General features: G+C 65.1%; 18 protein-coding genes. 6 read left to right on the top strand and 12 right to left on the bottom strand.

The features are described from left to right. The first annotated feature begins 60 nt into the window (after positions 1-60). Positions 61-789 carry a PilZ domain-containing protein gene (locus DNX69_RS03915; RefSeq protein WP_110784687.1) on the top strand — a complete coding sequence of 243 codons (729 nt, stop codon included), beginning with the start codon at positions 61-63 and terminating at the stop codon, positions 787-789. A gap of 42 nt (positions 790-831) precedes the next feature. Here the strand turns inward: DNX69_RS03915 and DNX69_RS03920 are convergent, their stop codons facing one another. From DNX69_RS03920 to hemC, 3 genes are read right to left on the bottom strand one after another with little or no spacing between them, the layout of a single operon-like run. Further along, positions 832-2,604: a magnesium chelatase subunit D gene (locus tag DNX69_RS03920; RefSeq protein ID WP_110784688.1), complete on the bottom strand. Its 1,773-nt coding sequence runs from the start codon at positions 2,602-2,604 to the stop codon at positions 832-834. Next, a complete protein-coding gene (gene bchI / locus DNX69_RS03925; protein WP_110784689.1) occupies positions 2,601-3,623 on the bottom strand; it encodes a magnesium chelatase ATPase subunit I in 1,023 nt (340 codons plus the stop codon). Before bchI ends, DNX69_RS03920 begins: the two co-directional genes overlap by 4 nt. A 5-nt stretch (positions 3,624-3,628) precedes the next feature. Then, positions 3,629-4,621 carry a hydroxymethylbilane synthase gene (gene hemC / locus DNX69_RS03930; RefSeq protein WP_425327286.1) on the bottom strand — a complete coding sequence of 331 codons (993 nt, stop codon included), beginning with the start codon at positions 4,619-4,621 and terminating at the stop codon, positions 3,629-3,631. Between the two features lie 237 nt (positions 4,622-4,858). Here hemC and DNX69_RS03935 point away from each other — a divergent pair, with 237 nt between their 5' ends. The 5 genes from DNX69_RS03935 (at position 4,859) to DNX69_RS03955 (ending at position 10,114) form a co-directional block, all read left to right on the top strand. Beyond that, positions 4,859-6,172, top strand: a complete 1,314-nt coding sequence (locus DNX69_RS03935) for a DUF3422 family protein (RefSeq protein WP_110784841.1) — start codon at positions 4,859-4,861, stop codon at positions 6,170-6,172. Then, the gene (locus DNX69_RS03940; protein WP_110784690.1) at positions 6,172-7,776 is read left to right on the top strand and encodes an alpha/beta hydrolase; all 1,605 of its coding nucleotides are present in this window, start codon (positions 6,172-6,174) and stop codon (positions 7,774-7,776) included. Before DNX69_RS03935 ends, DNX69_RS03940 begins: the two co-directional genes overlap by 1 nt. After that, complete coding sequence (locus DNX69_RS03945) at positions 7,776-8,264, top strand: CIA30 family protein (protein ID WP_110784691.1); 489 nt, start codon at positions 7,776-7,778, stop codon at positions 8,262-8,264. The genes DNX69_RS03940 and DNX69_RS03945 overlap by 1 nt, the downstream gene beginning before the upstream one ends. A 60-nt stretch (positions 8,265-8,324) precedes the next feature. Continuing rightward, the gene (locus DNX69_RS03950; protein WP_110784692.1) at positions 8,325-9,554 is read left to right on the top strand and encodes a Coenzyme F420 hydrogenase/dehydrogenase, beta subunit C-terminal domain; all 1,230 of its coding nucleotides are present in this window, start codon (positions 8,325-8,327) and stop codon (positions 9,552-9,554) included. A gap of 110 nt (positions 9,555-9,664) precedes the next feature. Then, positions 9,665-10,114, top strand: a complete 450-nt coding sequence (locus DNX69_RS03955) for a ferritin-like domain-containing protein (RefSeq protein WP_110784842.1) — start codon at positions 9,665-9,667, stop codon at positions 10,112-10,114. Between the two features lie 457 nt (positions 10,115-10,571). On the opposite strand, the gene DNX69_RS03960 is transcribed toward DNX69_RS03955, so the two are convergent. From DNX69_RS03960 to pufB, 9 genes are all read right to left on the bottom strand, one after another. Continuing rightward, the gene (locus tag DNX69_RS03960; RefSeq protein WP_110784693.1) at positions 10,572-11,027 is read right to left on the bottom strand and encodes a hypothetical protein; all 456 of its coding nucleotides are present in this window, start codon (positions 11,025-11,027) and stop codon (positions 10,572-10,574) included. 115 nt (positions 11,028-11,142) lie between these two features. Further along, positions 11,143-14,310: a multidrug efflux RND transporter permease subunit gene (locus tag DNX69_RS03965; RefSeq protein WP_110784694.1), complete on the bottom strand. Its 3,168-nt coding sequence runs from the start codon at positions 14,308-14,310 to the stop codon at positions 11,143-11,145. A 9-nt stretch (positions 14,311-14,319) separates the two neighbouring features. Then, entirely contained in the window at positions 14,320-15,507 is a 1,188-nt protein-coding gene (locus DNX69_RS03970) for an efflux RND transporter periplasmic adaptor subunit (protein WP_425327287.1), read from the bottom strand. Between the two features lie 394 nt (positions 15,508-15,901). Next, positions 15,902-17,443 (bottom strand): flavin-containing monooxygenase, encoded by a 1,542-nt coding sequence (locus DNX69_RS03975; RefSeq protein WP_234826834.1) that lies wholly within the window; start codon positions 17,441-17,443, stop codon positions 15,902-15,904. Between the two features lie 140 nt (positions 17,444-17,583). After that, positions 17,584-17,877: a hypothetical protein gene (locus tag DNX69_RS03980; RefSeq protein ID WP_110784696.1), complete on the bottom strand. Its 294-nt coding sequence runs from the start codon at positions 17,875-17,877 to the stop codon at positions 17,584-17,586. A 16-nt stretch (positions 17,878-17,893) separates the two neighbouring features. Then, a complete protein-coding gene (locus DNX69_RS03985; RefSeq protein WP_110784697.1) occupies positions 17,894-18,541 on the bottom strand; it encodes a hypothetical protein in 648 nt (215 codons plus the stop codon). A gap of 18 nt (positions 18,542-18,559) precedes the next feature. After that, a complete protein-coding gene (locus tag DNX69_RS03990) occupies positions 18,560-19,996 on the bottom strand; it encodes a PucC family protein (protein ID WP_110784698.1) in 1,437 nt (478 codons plus the stop codon). Between the two features lie 187 nt (positions 19,997-20,183). After that, positions 20,184-20,363, bottom strand: coding sequence for a light-harvesting protein (locus tag DNX69_RS03995; protein ID WP_011157053.1), 180 nt, complete (start codon positions 20,361-20,363; stop codon positions 20,184-20,186). Between the two features lie 12 nt (positions 20,364-20,375). Further along, a complete protein-coding gene (pufB, locus tag DNX69_RS04000; RefSeq protein WP_011157052.1) occupies positions 20,376-20,531 on the bottom strand; it encodes a light-harvesting antenna LH1, beta subunit in 156 nt (51 codons plus the stop codon). Between the last annotated feature and the right edge of the window lie 79 nt (positions 20,532-20,610).

Genomic DNA, 20,610 nt, shown 5'->3' on the forward strand with positions numbered 1-20,610 from the left:
ATCATCTGGGCTTCGAGTGCGTTACTGATCGACAGGTATTTCCCCGGGGGTCATTCCGCCGTGTCCGTCCAGCGATTTCTCAAGCAGCGCGCCGTCAACGTCACCGTCGGCGGGAACTACTCGCTCGCGAACTGGTACGATCAGCACGGCAAGCTGCGTCAATTTGCCTGTCGCACCAGCCGTGTCTCGCCGTTCCGGATGATCGTCGACGTTCCGGTGATCGGCCGCGTCGGTGATCGCATCTCGTCGTACTTCAGCGAGTTCGGCAAGCTGGATGGACACATCAGCGACACCCTGCCCGGTGGGTTCCTGCTCGAACTGGCGGTGACCCGCGCGATGCGCGAACGGCTGTCGAACCAATTGAGCTGGCTCGAACGGAAGATGCTGGACCCGGAGATCAGGGACGCGCGGGAACAGGCGCGAATCGTTCCGGCCTGCCCGCATTCGACGTTGATTCTGGCCGACGGTTCGATGCACACCTGCTTCGTGATCGACATGTCGATCTCGGGTGTTGCGGTGTCGGCGGACGTGCAGCCGGAGATCGGCACGCCGCTGGCGGTCGGGGGCTGTGTCGGCCGGGTGGTGCGTCACCGCTCCGACGGCTTCGCGGTGAAGTTCACAGAGCTGCAGAACCGCAGCGAGCTCGAGTGGCGGATCGCCCGTCCGCCGCAGCGGAACTCGACGGTCGGGGCGCGGGTCGAACGACTCGCCACCATCGAGACGTCGCCGCCTCCTCCGGTCACGCCGCGCGGTGCCGGAGACGACGACGCGTTCGTGCTCGACGCTTGAGATCCAAAGTTTCCAGCAAACAAAGCGACAGCGGGACGACGATCAGTCCTGCCGGGTCGCGGCCGTCACCGCCTGCGCCAGCACGGTGGCGTCGGCATGCGGCAGCGGTAGATAGCGCGCGTCCATTTCCTTGGCGAAGGCTTCCGCCTGCGGCCCCGGTCGCGGCGACATGTCGATCACCACCGAGCTGATTCCAGCGACGCGGAACTGGCGAGCCGACGCCTTGGCGTCTTCTTCGGCCTGCGGCCGGCCCGGCGCGCCATCGCGCGCGATATTGGCGCGGCCGTCGGTGAGCACGATCACGGTCGGGGTCTGGCCTTTGCGCTTGATCGAATCCGCCAGCATGAACGCGCTGTCGAGCCCGGACGCCAGCGGCGTGCCGCCGCCGCCGGGCAAGCCCGCGAGGCTGCGCTTGGCGCGCGCCAGCGACCGCGTCGGCGGCAGCAGGATCTCGGCGATGGTGCCACGGAACGAGATCATCGCCACCTGGTCGCGGCGCACGTAGCAATCGGCAAGTAACAGTTCGACCGCGCCCTTGGCTTCGGCGAGGCGATGCAGCGCCGCCGAGCCCGAGGCGTCGACCACGAAGATGGTAATGGTCTCGGTGCGCTGCTTGAAGCGCGCGATCCGGAAATCATCCTTCTCGACCAGGATGCGCGGCGCGCTGCCGCTCCGCCCCTCGGCCTGGCGCCGCCGCAGCGGCTGCCACGGCGCCGCGGCGCGCAGCGTCTCGATCACGTTGAGCTTACTGCCGTCGCGCAGCTCGCCGCGGATGCTGCCGGCGGGGCGGCCGCGCTTCTTCGACTTCTGCAGTTCGCCGGCCTTGCCGGCGGAGCGGGCGCGCGACCGTCCGACCGAGGCGCGCATCGCCTCCAGCACGCCGGGCGGCATCGCCGCCTTGACGGCGGCGATGATCACTTCGTCCAGCGCCTTGTCGATGTCGGGCGTCTGCTGCTCTTGGTCGTTATTGTCCTGATTGTCGTCTTCCGGCGGCGGCGGCTCGGGCGGCGGCGGCTCGTCGGCCTGGTCCGGCTGCTCGGCTTGCGGAAACACAGTGGCGCGCGGCGCTAGCACGAGACGCGCGGCGAGCGTGATGTCGTCCTGCGCGATTGTAGGTCGATCGAACAGCGCGGCGCTCGCTTTGGCGGCGCGGATCGCCAACAGCGGCGCGCGCAGAGAGATGATGCCGAGCGCAGCAGCCGCGGTACACACGGCCTCGATCTGCTCGCTCTCGACCTTGATCTCGGGCAGGCGCGCGCGAGCGGCGCGAATGTCGTCGAGCGAGATCGGGAAATCGTCGGTCTCGCGCCAGGCGAACTGATCGAGATCGAGATGGAAGCCGAGCCGGTCGCGCAGCCCGGCCGGCGCGAACTCGTCCTCCAGGCCCTCGTCGAGCGCGACCACGCCGAATCGCGCCGGCATCCGCAGCGACAGGCCGTCGCGCTCCACTGCGGTTTCGTGCGCGTCCATCGCCGCGGTCAGATACACATTGGTCGAGGACTGCAGCCGCTCGGCCATCGCCACCACCAGCACGCCGCTATCGGCTTCCGACAGCAGGCCGCGTTCGGCGACCGGGCGGCCGGCGAGCAGCGTCGCCGACAAATCGAGCCCGCCGAGCAGGCGGCCGTCGGCGATATGCAGCGGCAGATGCTTGTAGGGCTGTTCAGGCGGCAGCGCAGCGCGCAGCATCGCGAGCCAGCGGTCGCGCACCGGGCCGGCGCGCGAGCGCAGCAACACGCCGCCGGTGCCGACCGGATCGACCGCGAACAACTGCGCCGCGGTCACCGCATCGGACCATGCGAGCGCGATGCTCATCCGAAGATTTCGGCGAGCGCGCGGTCGACCCGCACGCTGGAGCCGGCGTCGTCGAGCGGATTGCGGCGCAACCGGTGCCGCAAGGCAGAGGGCGCGATCCGCTTCAGGTGTTCATCGGTGACGGTCTTGTCGTGCTCGATCGCGGCGAGCGCACGCGCGGCACGCATCAAGGTCAGTTCGCCGCGAAGGCCGTCGGTACCGAGCGTCATGCACAGCTTGGCGGCGCGCTCGAGCGCAGCGTCGGGCACGGTCACTTCGGGCAGACGTTCCTTGGCCTGCGAGATCTTGCGGCGCAGCTTGGCCTCTTCCTTCGACCAGTCGGCGATGAAGGCGGCCGGATCGTTCTCGAACGCGTCGCGGCGGCGCACCACTTCGATGCGCTCCGGCAGCGTGTCCGGCGTCTTCACTTCGACCGACATGCCGAAACGATCGAGCAATTGCGGACGCAGCTCACCTTCTTCCGGGTTGCCGGTGCCGACCAGCACGAAGCGGGCCGGATGACGGATGCTGAGGCCTTCGCGCTCGACCACGTTCTCGCCGGAAGCGGCGACGTCGAGCAGCAGGTCGACGAGATGATCTTCGAGCAGGTTGGCTTCGTCGATGTAGAGGAAACCGCGATGAGCGCGCGCCAACAGGCCGGGCTCGAACGCCTTCTCACCCTTGGCCAGCGCCCGTTCGAGATCGAGCGCGCCGACGACGCGATCCTCGGTGGCGCCGAGCGGCAGATCGACCACCGGCACCGGCACCTGCGCGGTCTTGAGCTTGCCGTGCTTGACCTTCTCCTTGCACTCTTCGCAGTAGCGCTCGGGCAGATCGGGATCGCAATTGTAGCGGCACCCGACCACGGTCTTCATCTTCGGCAACAGCGCCGCGAGGGCGCGCACCGCGGTCGACTTGCCCGCGCCGCGATCGCCGAACGCCAGCACGCCGCCGACCTTCTGATCGACCGCTGCGATCAGCAGCGCCAGCTTCATCTCGTCCTGGCCGACGATCGCGGAGAACGGAAACACTATGGCCATTGCGATTACTCCGGCCGGGTCTTTTCGATCACCGCGGCTGCGCCCTTGTCGAGCAGTTCGAGGCCCACGGTCCGGCCGAGTTCGCGCGGCCGATTGGCCGGGCCGGAGCTGACCGCCTCGATGAACATCCCGCCCTCGAGGTCGAGCACCGAGGCACGCAACGTCATCTCGTCGCCGGTGATCACCGAGTGCGCCGCGATCGGCGAGTTACAATGGCCGTTGAGCACCCACAGCACCTCGCGCTCGGCGTCGCAGCACATCCGCGACTGCTGATCGTCGATCAGCGCCAGATACTGACGGGTCTTCCACTCGTGCACGGGGCATTCCACCGCGACGATGCCCTGCCCGGCTGCGGGCAGCATTTCTTCCGGCGTGAAGTCGTGAGCGATACGATCGACGAAGCCGACACGCTCGATTCCGGCGCGCGCCATGATCAGCGCGTCGGCGGGACCGACCTCGCTGCCGTCGGGCAACCGCTGCTTCTCACCATTGTCGAGCTTACGCATCCGGCTGTCGGCCGCGCCGCGGAAATGGATCACCTCGACTTCCGGGAACAGCCGCTTGGCATAGGCCGCCCGGCGCACCGCGTTGGTCCCGATGGTGTAGCCCTTGCCGCGCGACTTCTTCAGCTCTTCGAGGGTGAGCCCCTTGCGTAGCACCAGCGAGTCGCAGGCCGGATCGCGCGCCAGCGTGGCGGCGACGATCAGACCCGGCGTTTCTTCGTTGGCCGGCATGTCCTTGAGCGAGTGCATCGCGCAATGCAGTTCGCCGCGCAGCATCGCGGCGCGAATCTCGGCCACGAAGGCTCCGCCCTTGCCGCCGTGCGGCAGGAGCTTGCTGATCTGATCGCTGTCGCCGACGGTCTCGAACTTGATGATCTGGGGATCGAGCTCACTCGCAGCGGCACTCAGCTGCTTGGCGATGTCCTCAGTCTGGGCAAGCGCCATCACGCTCTTGCGCGTACCAATACGGACTGGAAATTTCACCACACGCTCCATTCGACAACCGCGACGGGCCCGCGGCGAAGTTCGGCCGAACCTTATGACCAGCCCGAGCCAGATTGCAAACGGATGACACCGACGTCTCGTAGAAGCCCGGCGGGGTTCCGGGGTCGTTGATCTCGGACAATTCCGGCGCCTGCGACAGTCTTCTGCAGAACCTTTCAGCTTCTGTCTATCGCCACGCAATGGTACTCAAGTCAACTAGGCGCAATATTGAGCAAGGTCAAAAGCGAGATGACGGCTGAGGTTCTGATCGGAGACGGCAACGTTCGACTTTCGCCGCATCCATTGCGCGCGGTCGTGCTGGGTGAAGTGCACGCACGTCCGTTCACTGCGCTGAGCGTTCCGGCGCGCGTCCTACACTTCGCCTTCGACACCTCGGGCACACGCGCCGCCGCCGACCGCACTGCGATGATCAGCTTCTGCGAGTCGCGCGGCCTGCAGCCGCCGCCGCCAGGCGAAAAGCATCATCGCGCCCGGTTCGGCACCACGATGCTGCGCTGGGAGCAGCACTCCGAGTTCACCACCTACACCTGGGAAATCACCGCCGATCCGTCCGCGACGCCGTTTCACCCGGAAGCGTCTTCGCTCGCTTCTCCGATGCGGCTGCTGCCGCAGCCGGGGCCGCTGCTGGTCGCGGTCGACCTGCATGTGATGCCGGAGGATCCGCCGCGAACGTCACCGGAGCGCTTGTTCGATCGCGCCAGCCTCGCCGTCGCCGAGAACTCCGACGGCGCCGCGATGTTCGCCACCGATTTTCAACCGGGCCCATCCGGCTTCGTGCGGGTGCTGGTGATCGATCGCGGCATGTCGCCGGAGCGCGCCGGCGCCTTGGTGCAGCGCGTGCTCGAAGTTGAGACCTATCGGACATTGGCGCTACTCGGCCTGCCGGAGGCGCAGCGGCTCGCCCCATCGATCGCCGCGAGCGAAAGACGCCTCGCCGAAGTCACCGCGGAGATGCGCCACGTCGGCGATCTCGCCAACAACAACAAACTGCTGCAGGAGCTGACCGAGCTCGCCGCCGAGGTCGAGGCCGGCGCGGCTGCCAGCCTGTATCGGTTCGGCGCCAGCCGCGCTTACGACGAGATCATGAACGGCCGGCTCGCGACGCTCGGCGAACGCAAGGTCGGCGGCCTGCCGACTTGGTCGTCGTTCCTCGCCCGCCGGATGAAGCCGGCGATGCGCACCTGCGCCACCACCGAGGCGCGGCAATCCGATCTGTCACTGAAGCTTGCCCGCGCCGCCAATCTGCTGCGCACCCGCGTCGACGTCGAGGTCGAGCAGCAGAACCAGGAGCTGCTCAAATCGATGAACGCCCGCACCCGGCTGCAGCTTCGGCTGCAGACCACGGTCGAAGGCCTGTCGACCGCGGCGATCACCTATTACGTGGTCGGTCTGTTCGGCTACATGGTGAAGGGCGTCGCGGAGGCCGGCCGTCTGAAGATCGATCCCAATCTCCTGACCGCCGGGTTCGTTCCGATCGCCGCCCTGTCGATCTGGTGGACGATCCGCCGGATCCGCAAGAAGCACGTCCCGGACGTCGACTGATGGCCAAGCGCCGCACGCCAAAGCCACTCCGCATTCTGGTCGGCCTCGCAGCCCTGGTGGCAATCGCCGTCGGGCTGTGGCAATTGCAACGCGGCAAGGACGGCCTGCTGATCAGCCACGCGACCGTCGGTCAGACACCGGTCACGGTGTTTCGGCAACCCGCCGTCACTAGCGCCCCGGTGGTAGTGATCGCCCACGGCTTCGCCGGCTCGCAGCAATTGATGCAGCCGTTCGCGCAGACGCTGGCGCGCAACGGCTACATCGCGGTCACCTTCGACTTCACCGGCCACGGCCGCAATCCGGTGACGATGGTGGGCGACGTCGACGAGCCGACCAAAATCACCGGCGTCCTGGTCGACGAACTCGGCCGCGTCACCGACTTCGCCCGCAAGCTGCCGGAAAGCGACGGCCGCGCCGCCGTGCTCGGCCATTCGATGGCCTCCGACATCGTGGTCGCCTATGCGGTGGCACATCCGGAGATCGCCGCCACCGTCGCCGTGTCGGTGTTCACCCGCAAGTCCACCGCCACGCTGCCGCACGATCTGTTGGTGATCGTCGGCGCGCTCGAGCCGCAGATGCTGAAGGACGAGGGCTTGCGCATCGTCAATCAGGTCGTCGGCGGCGGCGCCGTCGCAGGCCGGACCTACGGCAGCTTCGCCGACGGCACGGCGCGGCGCTTCGTGCTGGCTTCGGGCGTTGAACATATCGGCGTGCTGTACAGCCAGGACTCGATGCGCGAAGCGCTGCACTGGATGAACGACGCCTTCGGCCGCACGAGCTCGGGCTGGATCGATCAGCGGCCGCGCTGGCTGGCCTTGCTGTTCGGCGGCCTGATCGCGCTGGCCTGGCCGCTGTCGAAGCTGCTGCCCCGCGCCGCCGCGGTGCCGATCGGCGCGAACCTGACCTGGAAGCAACTTCTGGTGACTGCGATCGTGCCGGCGGTGCTGACGCCGCTGCTGCTGTGGAAGGCGCCGACCGATTTTCTGATCATCCTGCTCGGCGACTATCTGACGCTGCACTTCCTGCTGTACGGCTTGCTGACCGCAGGACTCCTGGTACTGATCCGGCTGCGCAGCCGGCGCGCGGCGCCGCAGCTCGCGCCGCATCACCCGCACGGGCTCATGGCGCTCGACGCCCTGCCCGATCCCGATCGTCCCCGCGTCGTGATCGGCGCGCTGATCATCGCAGCGATCGCGGCGACCGCCTACAACATCCTCGGCTTCGGCTTCGCGCTCGACAGCTATCTGTTCTCGTTCATGCCGATCGAGCCACGCATCCATCTGATCGCCGCGGTCGCGTGCGGCACGATCCCGTATTTTCTCACCGCGGAATGGATGGCGCATGGACAACGGGCCAAACCCGGCGCCTATGCGCTGGCGAAATTCTGCTTTCTCGCCTCGCTCGCCGTCGCCGTTGCGCTGAATTTGCAGAAACTGTTCTTCCTGATCATCATCGTGCCGGCGATCTTGCTGCTGTTTGTCGCCTTCGGCCTGATCAGCAACTGGACCTACAAGGCGACCAATCACCCGCTGCCCGGCGCGCTCGCCAATGCGGTGCTGTTCGCCTGGGCGATCGCGGTGACCTTCCCGATGGTGATTCGCTGATGCAGCACGAGCTATGGCCTGCGGCAGGACAGCGGAATTGGCGGGTGATCACCGACACCGTGATGGGCGGCGTCTCGCTAGCCACGCTGCAGCTCGCCGAGGTCGAGGGCCGGATGGCGGCGCGGATGCGCGGCGCGGTCTCGACCGAGAACAACGGCGGCTTCATCCAGATCGCGATGGATCTGTCGCGGGACGGCGGCGCCTTCGATGCAGGCAGCTTCTCGGGCATCGCGGCCGAGCTGCTCGGCAACGGCGAGGCTTACGGCCTGCATCTTCGCACCACCGATCTGGCGCGGCCGCAGCAATCCTATCGCCACCCGTTCCGGGCGGAGCCGCACTGGCAAGTGATCGAATGTCCGTTCGCCGCCGTCATGCCGCACCGCACCGACATGCCGTTCGATCCCCGGCGGCTACGGCGGGTCGGACTGGTGGCGATCGGCCGCGAATTTGACGCAGATCTATCGGTCGCCCGGCTTTGGCTCTATTGATCGAGATAGCAACTTAAGGCGAATGGCGACGCCGTCCGCCGGTTCCTAGAAGACGCGCTCATGGACGATCGCAACATTCAGTCTGCGCTGTGGACGCCGCCGCTGAACGCGCCGGCGGAGCGCGAGCTGTGTACTGATTGCGGCGTGTCGCGGATGAGCGATCCGAAGCAGTGTGGCCAGGCCTGCCAGTTCATCAAGCCTGACTACCCGGCGATGGAACAGCGGGTGCACGGCCGCACCCGCGACGCGGCGTCCGGCGACGAGGCGTTTTTCGGTCCGTATCGCCGAATGGTGCAGGCGGCGATGAAAGAGCCGCGCGACGGCGCGCAGTGGAGCGGCATCACCACGACGATCGCGCAGCGGCTGCTGGAGACTGGTGCGGTCGATGCGGTGATCGCGATGGCGCCGGACCCGGCCGACAAATGGAAGCCGATGCCGGTGCTGGTGACCCAGCCGGAAGGCATGGCGCAATGCCGCGGCATGCGGATGGGCTACGCACCATCGCTGGCGCTGCTGGAGCCCGCGATCGCCGCCGGCTACACGCGGCTCGCGGTGATTGGCGTGCCGTGCCAGATCTACGCGCTGCGGCGGCTGGAGCAACAGCTCGGCCTCGAAAAGCTGTACGTGATCGGCACGCCGTGCTCGGACAACACCACCACCGAGGCGTTTCACGGCTTCCTCGATCTGTTGTCCGACCAGCCGGAAACCATCACCTATCTCGAGTTCCGCGCCGACTATCACGTCGAGCTGCGATTCGACGACGGCCGCAGCAAGGCGATCCCGTTCCTGCTGCTGCCGATTTCCAAGCTGCCGCCGGACTTCTTCCCGATCACCTGCCGCACCTGTGTCGACTACACCAACACCCTCGCCGACATCACCGTCGGCTACATGGGCGGACGCGGCGAGCAATGGCTGCTGCTGCGCAACGCGCGCGGCGAAGAGCTGCTGAATCTGCTCGGCGACGACGTTCGCTTGAGCGAGCCGACCAGCGCCGGGAACCGCGTCGCGCCGGTGAAGGGCTTCCTCAAGAACACCGAGCTCGCCGCCGGCGGTCTGCCGGTGCGCGGCATGCCGACCTGGCTACGGCCGTTCATGGGGTGGCTGATGCCGAAAGTCGGCCCGCGCGGGCTCGAATTCGCCCGCGCCCGTGTCGAGATGAAGGCGGTCGAGACCGTGCTGCACCTGCGGCGCCACTACAAACACAAAATGAAGAACATGATACCGGCTCACGTCTGGGCTCTGGTAAAACCCTACGGCCTCGAACCGCACGACGGTGAGCAGCGCAACTAATTACGTTCCACGCCGCGGTTGCTGGCGGAACCGAGCTTCCTGATTCCGGTTGTCGCGCACGAGATGGCGGGCTCCGCTCGCGCATCGCTGAAGCCAGCATGGAGGCTGACGTGGACAACGATATCATCGAGCACCTGAAGACGCTGCACACCAGTGCGATCGACGCCCGCAACGGCTACGAGGAAGCGCTGGAAGACGCCGAAGGCAAGGGCCTGACGCCGCTGTTTCGCGACATGATCGCGCTGCATCACGGCAACGCCGAAGAGCTCGCCGGGATGCTGATCAATGCCGGCGAGACCGCCGACGATTCCGGCTCGTTCATGAGCGTGGTTCACCGCACCATCATGAGCGTGCGATCGCTGTTCGACGGCCTCGACGGCAGCGTGCTGCCCGGCCTGATCGACGGCGAGAAGCGCAATCTGTCGAAATACGACGATGCGCTGAAGGCCGCCGCAGCATCGCCCGGCGTCGCATCCACGCTGACGGCCCAGCGCGCCAAGATCGGCGAGAAGATCACGCTGATGGAACAGCAGAATGCGGCCTACGAAGCGGCGCATTGATCCACGCTCTGCCATCAGGGACGACTTCGGGGGCCTCGGGCCCCCATTTTTGTGCGAGGCACGGCCACGCTCTCCGACCAAGCTCTATGAAGAGTGGTCCCAGAGCCTCGTGGTGAGACGGCGCGAAGTGACGTCTCGAACCATGCGCCACAAAGTCTGCGGCTCCTCATCCTTCGAGACGCCCGGCTTTACCGGGAATCTCAGAATGAGGACTTCAGGGCCTGTAGCATGGGCAAGTCATGACCGGGCTTGTCGGCCATCCACGCGATCTTGCAGCTCCGCTGCAACGACGTGAACTGCCCGCCGGCATTCGGCCAATTTCTCAGGATGCCAGTTCGGTGCATTTCGCCGCTCGCTGTTTCAGGCAGCCCGTAGACGCTCAGCCGCCCACGAACGAGCGAAGGCCCCGGTCGTTCGACCGAGGCCTTCGTATCAGTCTTGCACCAGCCGTTCGCGGTTACTTCGTCACCGTCCCGGTCGAGCCCGGTGAGGCGCCGACGCCGGCATCGGAAGCGGTCGGAGCGACGCGCGTATCGGTGCCCGGATTATTGGGCTGATAACGCTTGGGGTCATTCTGAACGCCCTTCGGCTGCGCCATCCCGGTGGTGCCGGTGGTGCCGGCGTCGGACGCAGGGCCGCTGACCTGGGCGGTGGCGCGCTCATCGGACTTGTAGGTCGCGCCCGCCGCGAGCAGGCCCATCGCGATGAATGCGAACACCACGACGCCGGCTAGTTCTGGCAGCGCGCCGTCCGCTGCGGCACCGCGGCCCGAACCATTGCCTTCGAGCGTGTTCGCGGCAATCTCGCGGTTAGAGCGCGAGCGGATGAAGTTGACGAAAGCGAGTCCGACTACCACGACGCCTGCGGCGAGCGTGAAGAACATCAGCCAGCTAATCGGTTGGTCTCCGTTCATGAATTACCTCCGGTTGTCGACGGGTCGAATTGTTCACCTGTCGACAACTAACTGGAGATAATTGGATTCGTTCCGCCCCGATGGTTGTGGCGAATCCCTACGAACTCAGCCGCGTTCAAGCCTCATCGTGCGGCAGCTGGGCGTGCATGGGAACCTGATGTGTCAGGGTTTCCACGACAGGATCGTCGGACCGGTCGCGGGCAAACGCCCGCTGCACGACGACGAAGAACACCGGCACCAGAAGCAGCGCCAGGATCACCACCGCGATCATGCCGCCCATCACACCGGTGCCGAGCGCTTGCTGGCTCTTGCCGCCGGCGCCGTGCGCGATCACCATCGGCAGCACGCCGGAACAGAACGCCAACCCGGTCATCAGGATTGGCCGGAACCGGAGATGGCAGGCTTCCATCGTCGCGTCGCGCAAGCTCTTGCCCTCCTTTCGGAGGTCCTTGGCAAATTCGACGATCAGAATCGCATCCTTGGCGGCCAGACCGATGATGGTGATCAGGCCGACAGTAAAATACACGTCGTTCGGTAGCGACCGCATCGATGCAGCGATCACCGCACCGGCGATGCCGAGCGGAACCGTGAGCAGCACCGACAGCGGAATCGTCCAGCTCTCGTAAAGCGCCGCCAGCACCAGGAACACCACCAGCGCCGACAGCGCCAGGATGATCGGCGCCTGCGAACCGGACAGCTTCTCCTGCAGGGACTGGCCGGTCCAATCGTAGCCGAAGCCGCGCGGCAGCTGGTCGGCGAGCCGCTCCATCTCGGCGATCGCATCGCCGGAGGTGAAGCCGGGTCGCGCCTCGCCGCTGATCCGGATCGCCGGATAATAGTTAAAGCCGACAATCTGGGTCGGTCCCTTGGCCCATTCGACCGTCGCAAACGAGGAGAACGGCACGAGCTGACCGCGGCTGTTCTTCACCGTGTAGGCGAGGATATCATCGCCATTCATCCGGCCGGCGGCGTCGGCCTGCACGATCACGCGCTGCATCCGGCCGCGATTGGGGAAGTCGTTGACGTAGGCCGAGCCGAGATTGGTCGATACGGTAGAGTTGATGTCCTCGAAGGTGACGCCGAACGCGCCGGCCTTCTCGCGGTCGATCACCAGATTCAGCACCGGGGCCGGCGGCAAGCCTTCGACATAGACCTTTTGCAGCACGGGGCTGGCATTGGCGGCGGCGACGAGCTGGTCGCTGGCTTTGACCAGCGCAGCGTATCCCTTCTGGCCGCGATCCTGCAGGCGGAAGCTGAAGCCCGAGGAATTGCCGAGGTTGTCGACCGGCGGCGGTTGCAATGCCGAGATGCGCGCGTCGCGGATGCCGCCGAGCTTGCGGTTGGCGTCGTCCACAATGGCCGCGGCCGACGAATTGTCGTCACGCTCGGCCCAATCCTTCAACGTCACGAACGCCTGCGCGGCATTCATGCCCTGACCGAGAAAGCTGAAGCCGGTCAGGAAGGTGACGTTCTCCACTCCGTCGCGCTTCAGCAGATAGTCCTCGACCTGCTTCACCACGTCGTAGGTGCGGTTGTAGGAGGAGTCCGACGGCGTCTGGACGTCGACGGTGATGAAGCCCTGGTCGTCGACCGGCAGGAACCCGCCCGGCATCCGCACCATCGCCCAGCCGAGCACGCCGACCAGCACCGCATAGATCACCATCAGCCGGCCGGTGCGGCCGAGATTCCAGCGCACGACGCTCGAATAACGCTCGCGGACCGTATCGAGTCCGCGGTTGAACATCCCGAAGAAGCCGCGCTCGGCGTGGGCGTGACCCTTGTTCACCGGCTTCAGCAGCGTGGCGCACAGCGCCGGCGTCAGCGTCAGCGCCATCAGTGCCGAGAACGCGATCGCCGACACCATCGTCACCGAGAACTGCCGATAGATTATGCCGACCGAACCCGGGAAGAACGCCATCGGAAGGAACACCGCGATCAGCACCAGGGTGATGCCGATGATCGCCGAAGTGATCTGCGACATCGCCTTGCGGGTGGCTTCCTTCGGCGGCAGCCCCTCCTCGGACATGATGCGTTCGACGTTCTCGACCACCACGATGGCGTCGTCGACCAGGATGCCGATCGCCAGCACCATGCCGAACATCGACAGCATGTTGATCGAATAGCCGAACAGCAGCAGCGACGCGCAGGTGCCGAGCAGCGCCACCGGCACCACGATGGTCGGGATGATGGTGTAGCGGATGTTCTGCAGGAACAGGAACATCACCACGAACACCAGCGCCACCGCTTCCAGCAGCGTGTGCACCACCTTGGTGATCGAGGCTTCGACCACCGGGGTGATGTTGTAGGGGATCTCGTATTTGATGTTGGCCGGGAAGAAGCGCGACAGCTCCTTCATCTTGGCCTCGACCGCCCCAGCCGTGGCCAGCGCGTTGCCGGTCGGCGACATCAGCACCGAGAGGCCGGCGGTCGGCTTGCCGTTGAGGCGGGTGTTGAACTGATAGGAGAAGCCGCCGATCTCGATGCGGGCGACGTCGCGCAGCCGCTCCGTCGAGCCGTCCGGGTTGGCGCGCAGCACGATCGCGCCGAACTCGTCCGCCGAGGACAACTGGCCTTTGACCAGCACCAGCGTCGACGTCTTCTTGTCCTTCGGCGACGGCTCGGCACCAATACTGCCGGACGCGACCTGGGCGTTCTGCGCCTCGATCGCCTTGGTGACGTCGTCGGCGGTGAGATTGTAGCCGACCAGCTTGTCCGGATCGATCCAGATCCGCAGCGCCCGTTCGGTCGAATACAGCGTCGCACGGCCGACGCCGGGAATGCGGCGGATTTCACCGAGAACGTTGCGGATCATGAAGTCGCCGAGGCCGACTTCGTCGAGCGAACCGTCGGTCGAACTCAAGGTGATGATCTGCAACACCGCGCTGGAGGCTTCCTCGACCAGGATGCCTTGCTGCAGCACCGCCTTCGGCAGGCGGGACTCGATCCGCTTGATGCGATTCTGCACGTCCACCGAGGCGAGCTGGGTGTCGGTGCCGGGAACGAAGTTGGCGGTGATCTCGACCTGACCGAGCGAGTCGGAGGTCGATTCGAAGTTGAGGATGCCGTTGGCGCCGTTCAGCTCTTCTTCGATCAGCCGGGTGACGCTGTTGTAGAGGTTTTCCGGCGAAGCGCCCGGATAGGCGGTGGCGATCGCGATCGACGGCGGCGCGATGATCGGATACTGCGCGACCGGCAGAAACGGAATCGAGATCGCGCCGATCAAGCAGATGAACAGCGCGATGACCCAGGCGAAGATAGGCCTGTCGATAAAGAATGAGGGCATACGCGGCGCCTACCGCACCGCGCTGGTGGAACCCGTGGTCTCGGCCGTGACGGCCGCCGACCGACGTTCGGCGACACTCACCGGGATCACCGTGTCACCGGCAGCGAATTTCTGAAAGCCTTCGACCACGACACGTTCGCCCGCCTTCAGACCATCGAGCACCAGCCACTGGCCGTCCTGCTGCGGGCCGAGCCGCACGGCCTGCACGGCGACACGGTTGTCGGGCTTGACGACGAACACTTCGCTGCCGCCGCCGCTGTTGCGCTGCACGGCCTGCTCCGGCACCGCAAGCGCGTCCGCATCGATGCCCTGCTCGATCCGAACCCGGACGTACATGCCCGGCAGCAACTCGCGCTTCGGGTTGTCGAATTCGGCACGCAGCGTCACCTGACCGGTGTAGGCGTCGACCTTGGCATCCGAGAACAGCAGCTTGCCATGAACCGGATACTGGGTGCCGTCGTCGAGCACCAGATGGGCGCGGACGGCGTCCGGCGCGATCTGGTCGAGCTCGCCGGAATCGAAAGCCCGGCGAAGCCGCGCCATCTCCGACACGGGCTGGGTGAAGTCGGCATAGACGTGATCGAGCTGCTGGATCGTCGCCAGACTGGTGGAGTCGTTCTGCACCACCAGCGCGCCCTCACTCACCAGCGCCGCGCCGATCCGGCCGCTGATCGGCGCACGGATTGTCGCATATTCGAGATTGAGCTTGGCGCGGGACACCTCGGCCTCGCGCACCGAGACTTCGGCGACGGCTTGGCGCAGATTGCTGGTCGCGACCTCGTTGGATGCGCGCGACGCCGCCTGCTCGTGCGCCAGCATCGACACGCGCTTGGCATGCATGTCCGCATAATCGCGTGCGGCGGTCGCCTTGGCCAGCGCAGCTTCGGCGGCCTTCAACTCGACTTCGAACGGGCGCGGATCGATCTGATACAGCGGATCGCCGGCGTTGACCTCGCTGCCCTGCTGGAACATCCGCTTCAGAATGATCCCGGACACCCGCGGGCGCACATCCGCGACCCTGACGGGCGCAATTCGTCCCGGCAATTCGCGCACGATCGAGCGCGGATGCGGCTTGATGGTGACGATGCTGACTTCCGGCTTCTCCGGCGACGACGCATTGGCGACGGACGGCTCGTTGCAGCCGGCCAGACCCGGCGCCAAGAAGGCGAGCGCCAGCGCCGTCAAACCAAAGCTCATCCTTCGTGACATCTGTAACCTCATATCGTGCGTCTCAACCGGATCGAGCAAGGCCCGTGCCATCAGCGACATGAAAGACCGCCGACAACCGTCCTCGACCGTGAACGCGACTGATGAACAGATGTTAATAGCGAAATTGTGCAGCACAACATGGGGTGGCGGCGGCGCAATGTCACACGGCCGGGAACCGCATGATCCGGCTCGTTTTTCGCCGCCTCACAGCTCCGTGAAATTAGAAAAATGCGAACAAATGCCGCAGGTTAATGCGTCGCCTGCGCAATTAACGGACACTTAACTTCATCCCTTGAAGGCATCACTTCTTCCCTTGAAGGGATGTCGGCCGCCGCCTTGGCGACGACCGGCGATGTCGGTTTGGCGACAATCGTGCTCGGCTTCAGGTCGCGTAGACGAAGGCTGGGTCGGCAAGGTCGATCGTCGGGAACTGGTCCTTCTCGGTCCAATAATCCTGGCTATGCTGCCACTCCGGCTTGTCGCCCCGCTTCGGCAGCAGATGCATGCCGCGCATCAGGTAACCCGGATTGAAGTTCTCCGGATCGATCCACGGCAAGAGCGGCATGTCGCGATCCTCTGGCCGCAGCGCCGGCACCACGCTGCGATAACCGCTGGCTTTCATATGCTCCAGGAGGCGGCAGACGAAGTCGGCCACCAGATCGGCGCGCAGCGTCCAGCTCGCACGGAAATAGCCGAACACCCAAGCCATGTTCGGCACGCCAGTGAACATCATGCCGCGATAGGTGACGGTGTCGGCGAAATCCAAAGCCTTGCCGTCGATCGAAAACGCGATGTCGCCGAGGACATTGAGATTGAATCCTGTCGCCGTCACGACGATGTCGGCCTCGAGCGTGTCGCCGGATTTCAGCTGGATGCCGGTCTCGGTGAAACGCTCGATCTCGTCGGTGACCACCGAGGCCTTGCCCGCCGCGATCGCCTTGAACAGATCGCCGTCCGGAACGAAGGCGATGCGCTGCCGCCAGGGCCGATAGCTCGGCGTGAAATGCGGATCGAGCTCGGCATCGGGGCCGAGATGGGCGCGAACGCCGGCCAGCAGTTCCTGCTTCACCACCTCCGGCTCGCTCATCGACCGCCGGGTGAAGGTCGCCTGATCGAACAGGATCTTGCGGCGAACGATCTCGTGGATCCAATCCTCGGAAACGCCGAGCTCGCGGAGCGTGTCGGCGATCTCGATCTTGTTGCGGCCGGGAATGAAATAGGTCGGCGAGCGTTGCAAGACCGTGACGTGTTCAGCCGCAGGGGCGATCGACGGCACCAGGGTCGCCGCCGTCGCGCCCGAACCGATCACGACCACCCGCTTGCCGGAAATGTCGAGATCGTCCGGCCAGGTCTGCGGATGCACGATCCGGCCCTTGAACTCGGCCATGCCGGGCCACTCCGGGGTGTAACCTTCGCTGTGGCGATAATAGCCCTGGCACATCCAGAGGAAATTCGCGGTGAAGCGAACCGTCTCGCCGCCCTCTCCGCGCAACGCTTCAATGGTCCAGCACGCATCCTCGCTCGACCAGCTCGCCGAGACGATGCGGTGACGGTAGCGAATGTGCCGGGCGAGGTCGTGATCGTCGATCACCTCCTCTAGATAGTCGCGGATTTCGGCAGCAGTGGCGATCGGCTTGCCGGTCCACGGCTTGAAGCGATATCCGAACGTATAGAGATCGCTGTCGGAGCGGATGCCGGGATAGCGATGGGTCCGCCAGGTGCCGCCGAAGCCATCCTGGGCTTCGAGCACCGCAAAACGTGTGCCGGGGCACTGCGTCGTCAGATGATAGGCGGCACCGATGCCGGAAATTCCGGCGCCGACGATCAGCACGTCGACATGTTCGCAATCGGTCTGGGGAGCGGGACCGCTGAACGGCGCGGAGGCAGCAGCTCCGCTGGCCGCGGGGGAGGCAGAGTGGGTCATGTTTCCTCGACTTTTTTTGTGTCGTTGGAAACAGATTGGCCTCTGCGGGCGACTTTGCCCAGCGTTTTCTGAGGGGCCAAACGCACGGCGCCGCGGACATTGCTGCTCGCGGCGTCATGGGACCTGTGATGCTGACAAGCTCAGATGTTGAGCAGCAGCGGATAGCCGGAGTACGACTTGTACGCGCCTTCCTGCTTCAGGATCAGCGGCATGCCGGAGAAGCCCCGATACTCGCCGTCGTCCTTCAGGATCAGCGGAGTGCCGGAGAAGCTCTGGTACTCGCCCTTCTGCTCGAGGATCAGCGGCGTACCGGAGTAACCCTTGTACTCGCCTTCCTGCTTCAGGATCAGCGGCTCACCGGAATAGCTCTTGTATTCGCCGTCCTGCTTGAGGATCAGCGGATGTCCGGAATGTCCTTTGTATTCTTCGCTCATGGTCGATTCCTTTTACTTAGAGGAGCACTGGCAGGCCCAGCCAGGAGGAGAAGGGTGTGGAGTTGTTGATCAACAGCGGTTCGCCCGAGTACGACTTGTACGGACCGCTGGTGTCCAGCAACAGAGGAGTCCCTGAGAAGGACTTGTATGGGCCGCTGCTGTCGAGCAACAACGGTGTTCCGGAGAACGACTGATACGGGCCATCGCTGCTGATAACCAGCGGCGTACCAGAGAAGGTCTTGTCGCTGTCGACCAGCAGCAAGTCACCGGAATAGGATTTGTACGGGCCGGACGTGTCGAGCAGCACCGGCGCGTGGATCATGTTGGAGAACGGCGCGGCATCGCTCAGTTCGGCGGCACGCGACGACGACGACTTCAGGCTGATCGGGTTCGGCCCGTAGCCGTCGAGAATCTTGGTCAGCTTGGCGCCGTAGCCGAATTCGGCCTGCGCGGCGACGACAACGCCGCCCTTCTTCAGATAGTCGGCGTAAGTCGCAGCTTCCGAGCGCGACACGCCGGCCTTGACGAGCGCAGCGGCGGTCTCGTCGGCCGACGACCGGCCTGCCGAGACCACGGCGTATTGGAAATTGCCGCTCTTCAGATCGTTCTCGAGCGCCGACAAGCGGCTGCCGGAGTCGTACAAGCGGGCGATCGTTTGCGTCATGGTTACTCCGTCTCAGTCTTAGGACCTGGTCAGCTGGCCCTGCATCAGAATCGTGTCGCGCCGCCGCGTCAGAGGGAACATCGTCACCAGCGTGGCAATGAGCAACACCAGTTCGAGGTAATAGACAAAGTGATAACCCGCCGCGGCGCCATCCCACCCGTGCGGCGCGTAAGCGGTTACCAGGTCACGCAAAATACCACCGAGCGCGATGGCGATACCGGCGGCGGACGCCTGCACCGCGCCCCATGCGCCCAGTGCAAGACCGACCTGATCCCTCGGAGCCGCATTCATCGTCGCCGTCAGCGTGCCGTGGCCGAACAGGCCGGCGCCGAAGCCAATCATCAATGTGCCGAAGCCGAACACCAGCGCCGAAGCCATCATCGAAGACAGGCTTGCAGAGAAGATCACGGCCAGGAACGCGGGAATACCAACCAGCGCGCCGGCGCTTGCCATCCGAAACGGATCGGCACCGCGGCTGAGCACGCGCGAGGCATAGCCGAAGCCGAGCAAGCCGCCGACCGCAAGAGCCGCGGTGAGCTTGGTGGTATCACCGACCGTCAGATTCAGGATCTGCCCGCCGTAAGGTTCGAGCAGCACGTCTTCCATGCTGAACGCCATGGTACCGAAACCGACCGCCACCAGCCGGCGCATCGCGTTCGGCCCTTGGATGAACGCATCCCAGGACTGGCGGAAGCCGGCACTCGGCGCATCGGGATGCGCGGTCGCCTGATTGGGATTGTCGCGGCGGCGCGCCTCCATCTTCCACGAGGCGATGCCGTTGAGAACGATGGTGACCACCGCGGAGCCCTGGATCACCTGGATAAGGCGACCGGGCGAGAAGTCGGCGAGCAGGATGCCGAAGATGATCGCGCTGGCGATCATACCTAGCATCAGCATGGTGTACATCAGGCCGACGACCTTCGGCCGCGAATCCGGCGGCGCCAGATCGGTTGCGAGCGCGAGGCCGACGGTCTGCGTGGTATGCACGCCCGCGCCGATCAGCAGGAACGCCGTAGCGGCCGCGACCTGTCCGACCCAGACCGGCGCCTGACCGGCGTCACCGCCGCCCGACAGCACCAGCAGGGCGAACGGCAGGATTGCCAGACCGCCGAACTGCACCATCGTGCCTTTGTACAGGAACGGGACGCGGCGCCAGCCCAGCGCGGATTTATGGACGTCGGATTTGAAGCCGATCAGCGCTCGGAATGGCGCGAAAATCAGGGGCAGCGAGACCATGATGCCGACGATCGATGCCGGCACGTTGAGCTCGACGATCATCACCCGATTCAGCGTGCCGACCAGCAGCACCAGCGACATGCCGACTGCCACCTGAAACAGCGACAGGCGCAGCAACCGGGATAACGGCAGATCCGGCGTGGCCGCATCCGCGAAAGGCAGAAAGCGGGGCCCAAGCGAGGCCCAGACTTTCATCATCTTTTGGCTGACTGTGTTCATCGTGCAGCGATTCCAGCTTGCGTGAGCCCGGCGGTCACGTCCGCCGGTGTCCGATCGAACAGCACCACTTTGAGGCCAAAGATGAACTGCGGCAGATCAAAAGTCCGCACCTCGATCCGGCTACAAAGCAAGCGACCGGGACCCTTGGATCCCGGTCCAGCCACAACAGCTTCAGAAAGAAGCTGAATTAGCCGATGGAGACCGAGCTCTCGATCGCCGCAGCCTTGCCGTTCCAGTACTTCGAGAACCAGGTGGTGTTGCTGAGAACAGCAAAGTGCACCAGGATCGCGATCACGGTCACGCTGCCGAGCAGGAGCGGAAGACCAACGGTCGGCTTCACAACAGTCCAAATACGACCTTGATTCATCTTACGTACTCCTTAGTGCAGCCAGGGCGAGTAAACATACGCCAGGAAGTGAGCGACGATGGCGATCGCGCCGAAGATGCGCGTGCCGTCGATCACATGCTTGTGGAGCTCTTCCGATTCCGCGATCGTCAGACCGGTCGGCCAGACCTTGTTGGGATCGTCTGCCATAGTAAATCCTCCAGAGAGACTTACAGTGTCGTGCTGAACCTGCACGTAGGTTGATTGTCGCTGCTACGCCGAACATTCG

Source organism: Rhodopseudomonas palustris, from assembly GCF_003226555.1.
GTDB lineage: Bacteria > Pseudomonadota > Alphaproteobacteria > Rhizobiales > Xanthobacteraceae > Rhodopseudomonas > Rhodopseudomonas palustris_I.

Bases quoted from the DNA above. Each gene is read 5' to 3' on its own strand.
- DNX69_RS03980 (WP_110784696.1), bottom strand. From the start codon at position 17,877: ATGAGCGAAGAATACAAAGGACATTCCGGACATCCGCTGATCCTCAAG.
- hemC (WP_425327286.1), bottom strand. From the start codon at position 4,621: ATGGAGCGTGTGGTGAAATTTCCAGTCCGTATTGGTACGCGCAAGAGC.
- DNX69_RS03960 (WP_110784693.1), bottom strand. From the start codon at position 11,027: ATGAACGGAGACCAACCGATTAGCTGGCTGATGTTCTTCACGCTCGCC.
- DNX69_RS03965 (WP_110784694.1), bottom strand. From the start codon at position 14,310: ATGCCCTCATTCTTTATCGACAGGCCTATCTTCGCCTGGGTCATCGCG.
- pufB (WP_011157052.1), bottom strand. From the start codon at position 20,531: ATGGCAGACGATCCCAACAAGGTCTGGCCGACCGGTCTGACGATCGCG.
- DNX69_RS03975 (WP_234826834.1), bottom strand. From the start codon at position 17,443: ATGACCCACTCTGCCTCCCCCGCGGCCAGCGGAGCTGCTGCCTCCGCG.
- bchI (WP_110784689.1), bottom strand. From the start codon at position 3,623: ATGGCCATAGTGTTTCCGTTCTCCGCGATCGTCGGCCAGGACGAGATG.
- DNX69_RS03945 (WP_110784691.1), top strand. From the start codon at position 7,776: ATGCAGCACGAGCTATGGCCTGCGGCAGGACAGCGGAATTGGCGGGTG.
- DNX69_RS03950 (WP_110784692.1), top strand. From the start codon at position 8,325: ATGGACGATCGCAACATTCAGTCTGCGCTGTGGACGCCGCCGCTGAAC.
- DNX69_RS03990 (WP_110784698.1), bottom strand. From the start codon at position 19,996: ATGAACACAGTCAGCCAAAAGATGATGAAAGTCTGGGCCTCGCTTGGG.
- DNX69_RS03920 (WP_110784688.1), bottom strand. From the start codon at position 2,604: ATGAGCATCGCGCTCGCATGGTCCGATGCGGTGACCGCGGCGCAGTTG.
- DNX69_RS03970 (WP_425327287.1), bottom strand. From the start codon at position 15,507: ATGAGCTTTGGTTTGACGGCGCTGGCGCTCGCCTTCTTGGCGCCGGGT.
- DNX69_RS03935 (WP_110784841.1), top strand. From the start codon at position 4,859: ATGACGGCTGAGGTTCTGATCGGAGACGGCAACGTTCGACTTTCGCCG.
- DNX69_RS03940 (WP_110784690.1), top strand. From the start codon at position 6,172: ATGGCCAAGCGCCGCACGCCAAAGCCACTCCGCATTCTGGTCGGCCTC.
- DNX69_RS03995 (WP_011157053.1), bottom strand. From the start codon at position 20,363: ATGAATCAAGGTCGTATTTGGACTGTTGTGAAGCCGACCGTTGGTCTT.
- DNX69_RS03985 (WP_110784697.1), bottom strand. From the start codon at position 18,541: ATGACGCAAACGATCGCCCGCTTGTACGACTCCGGCAGCCGCTTGTCG.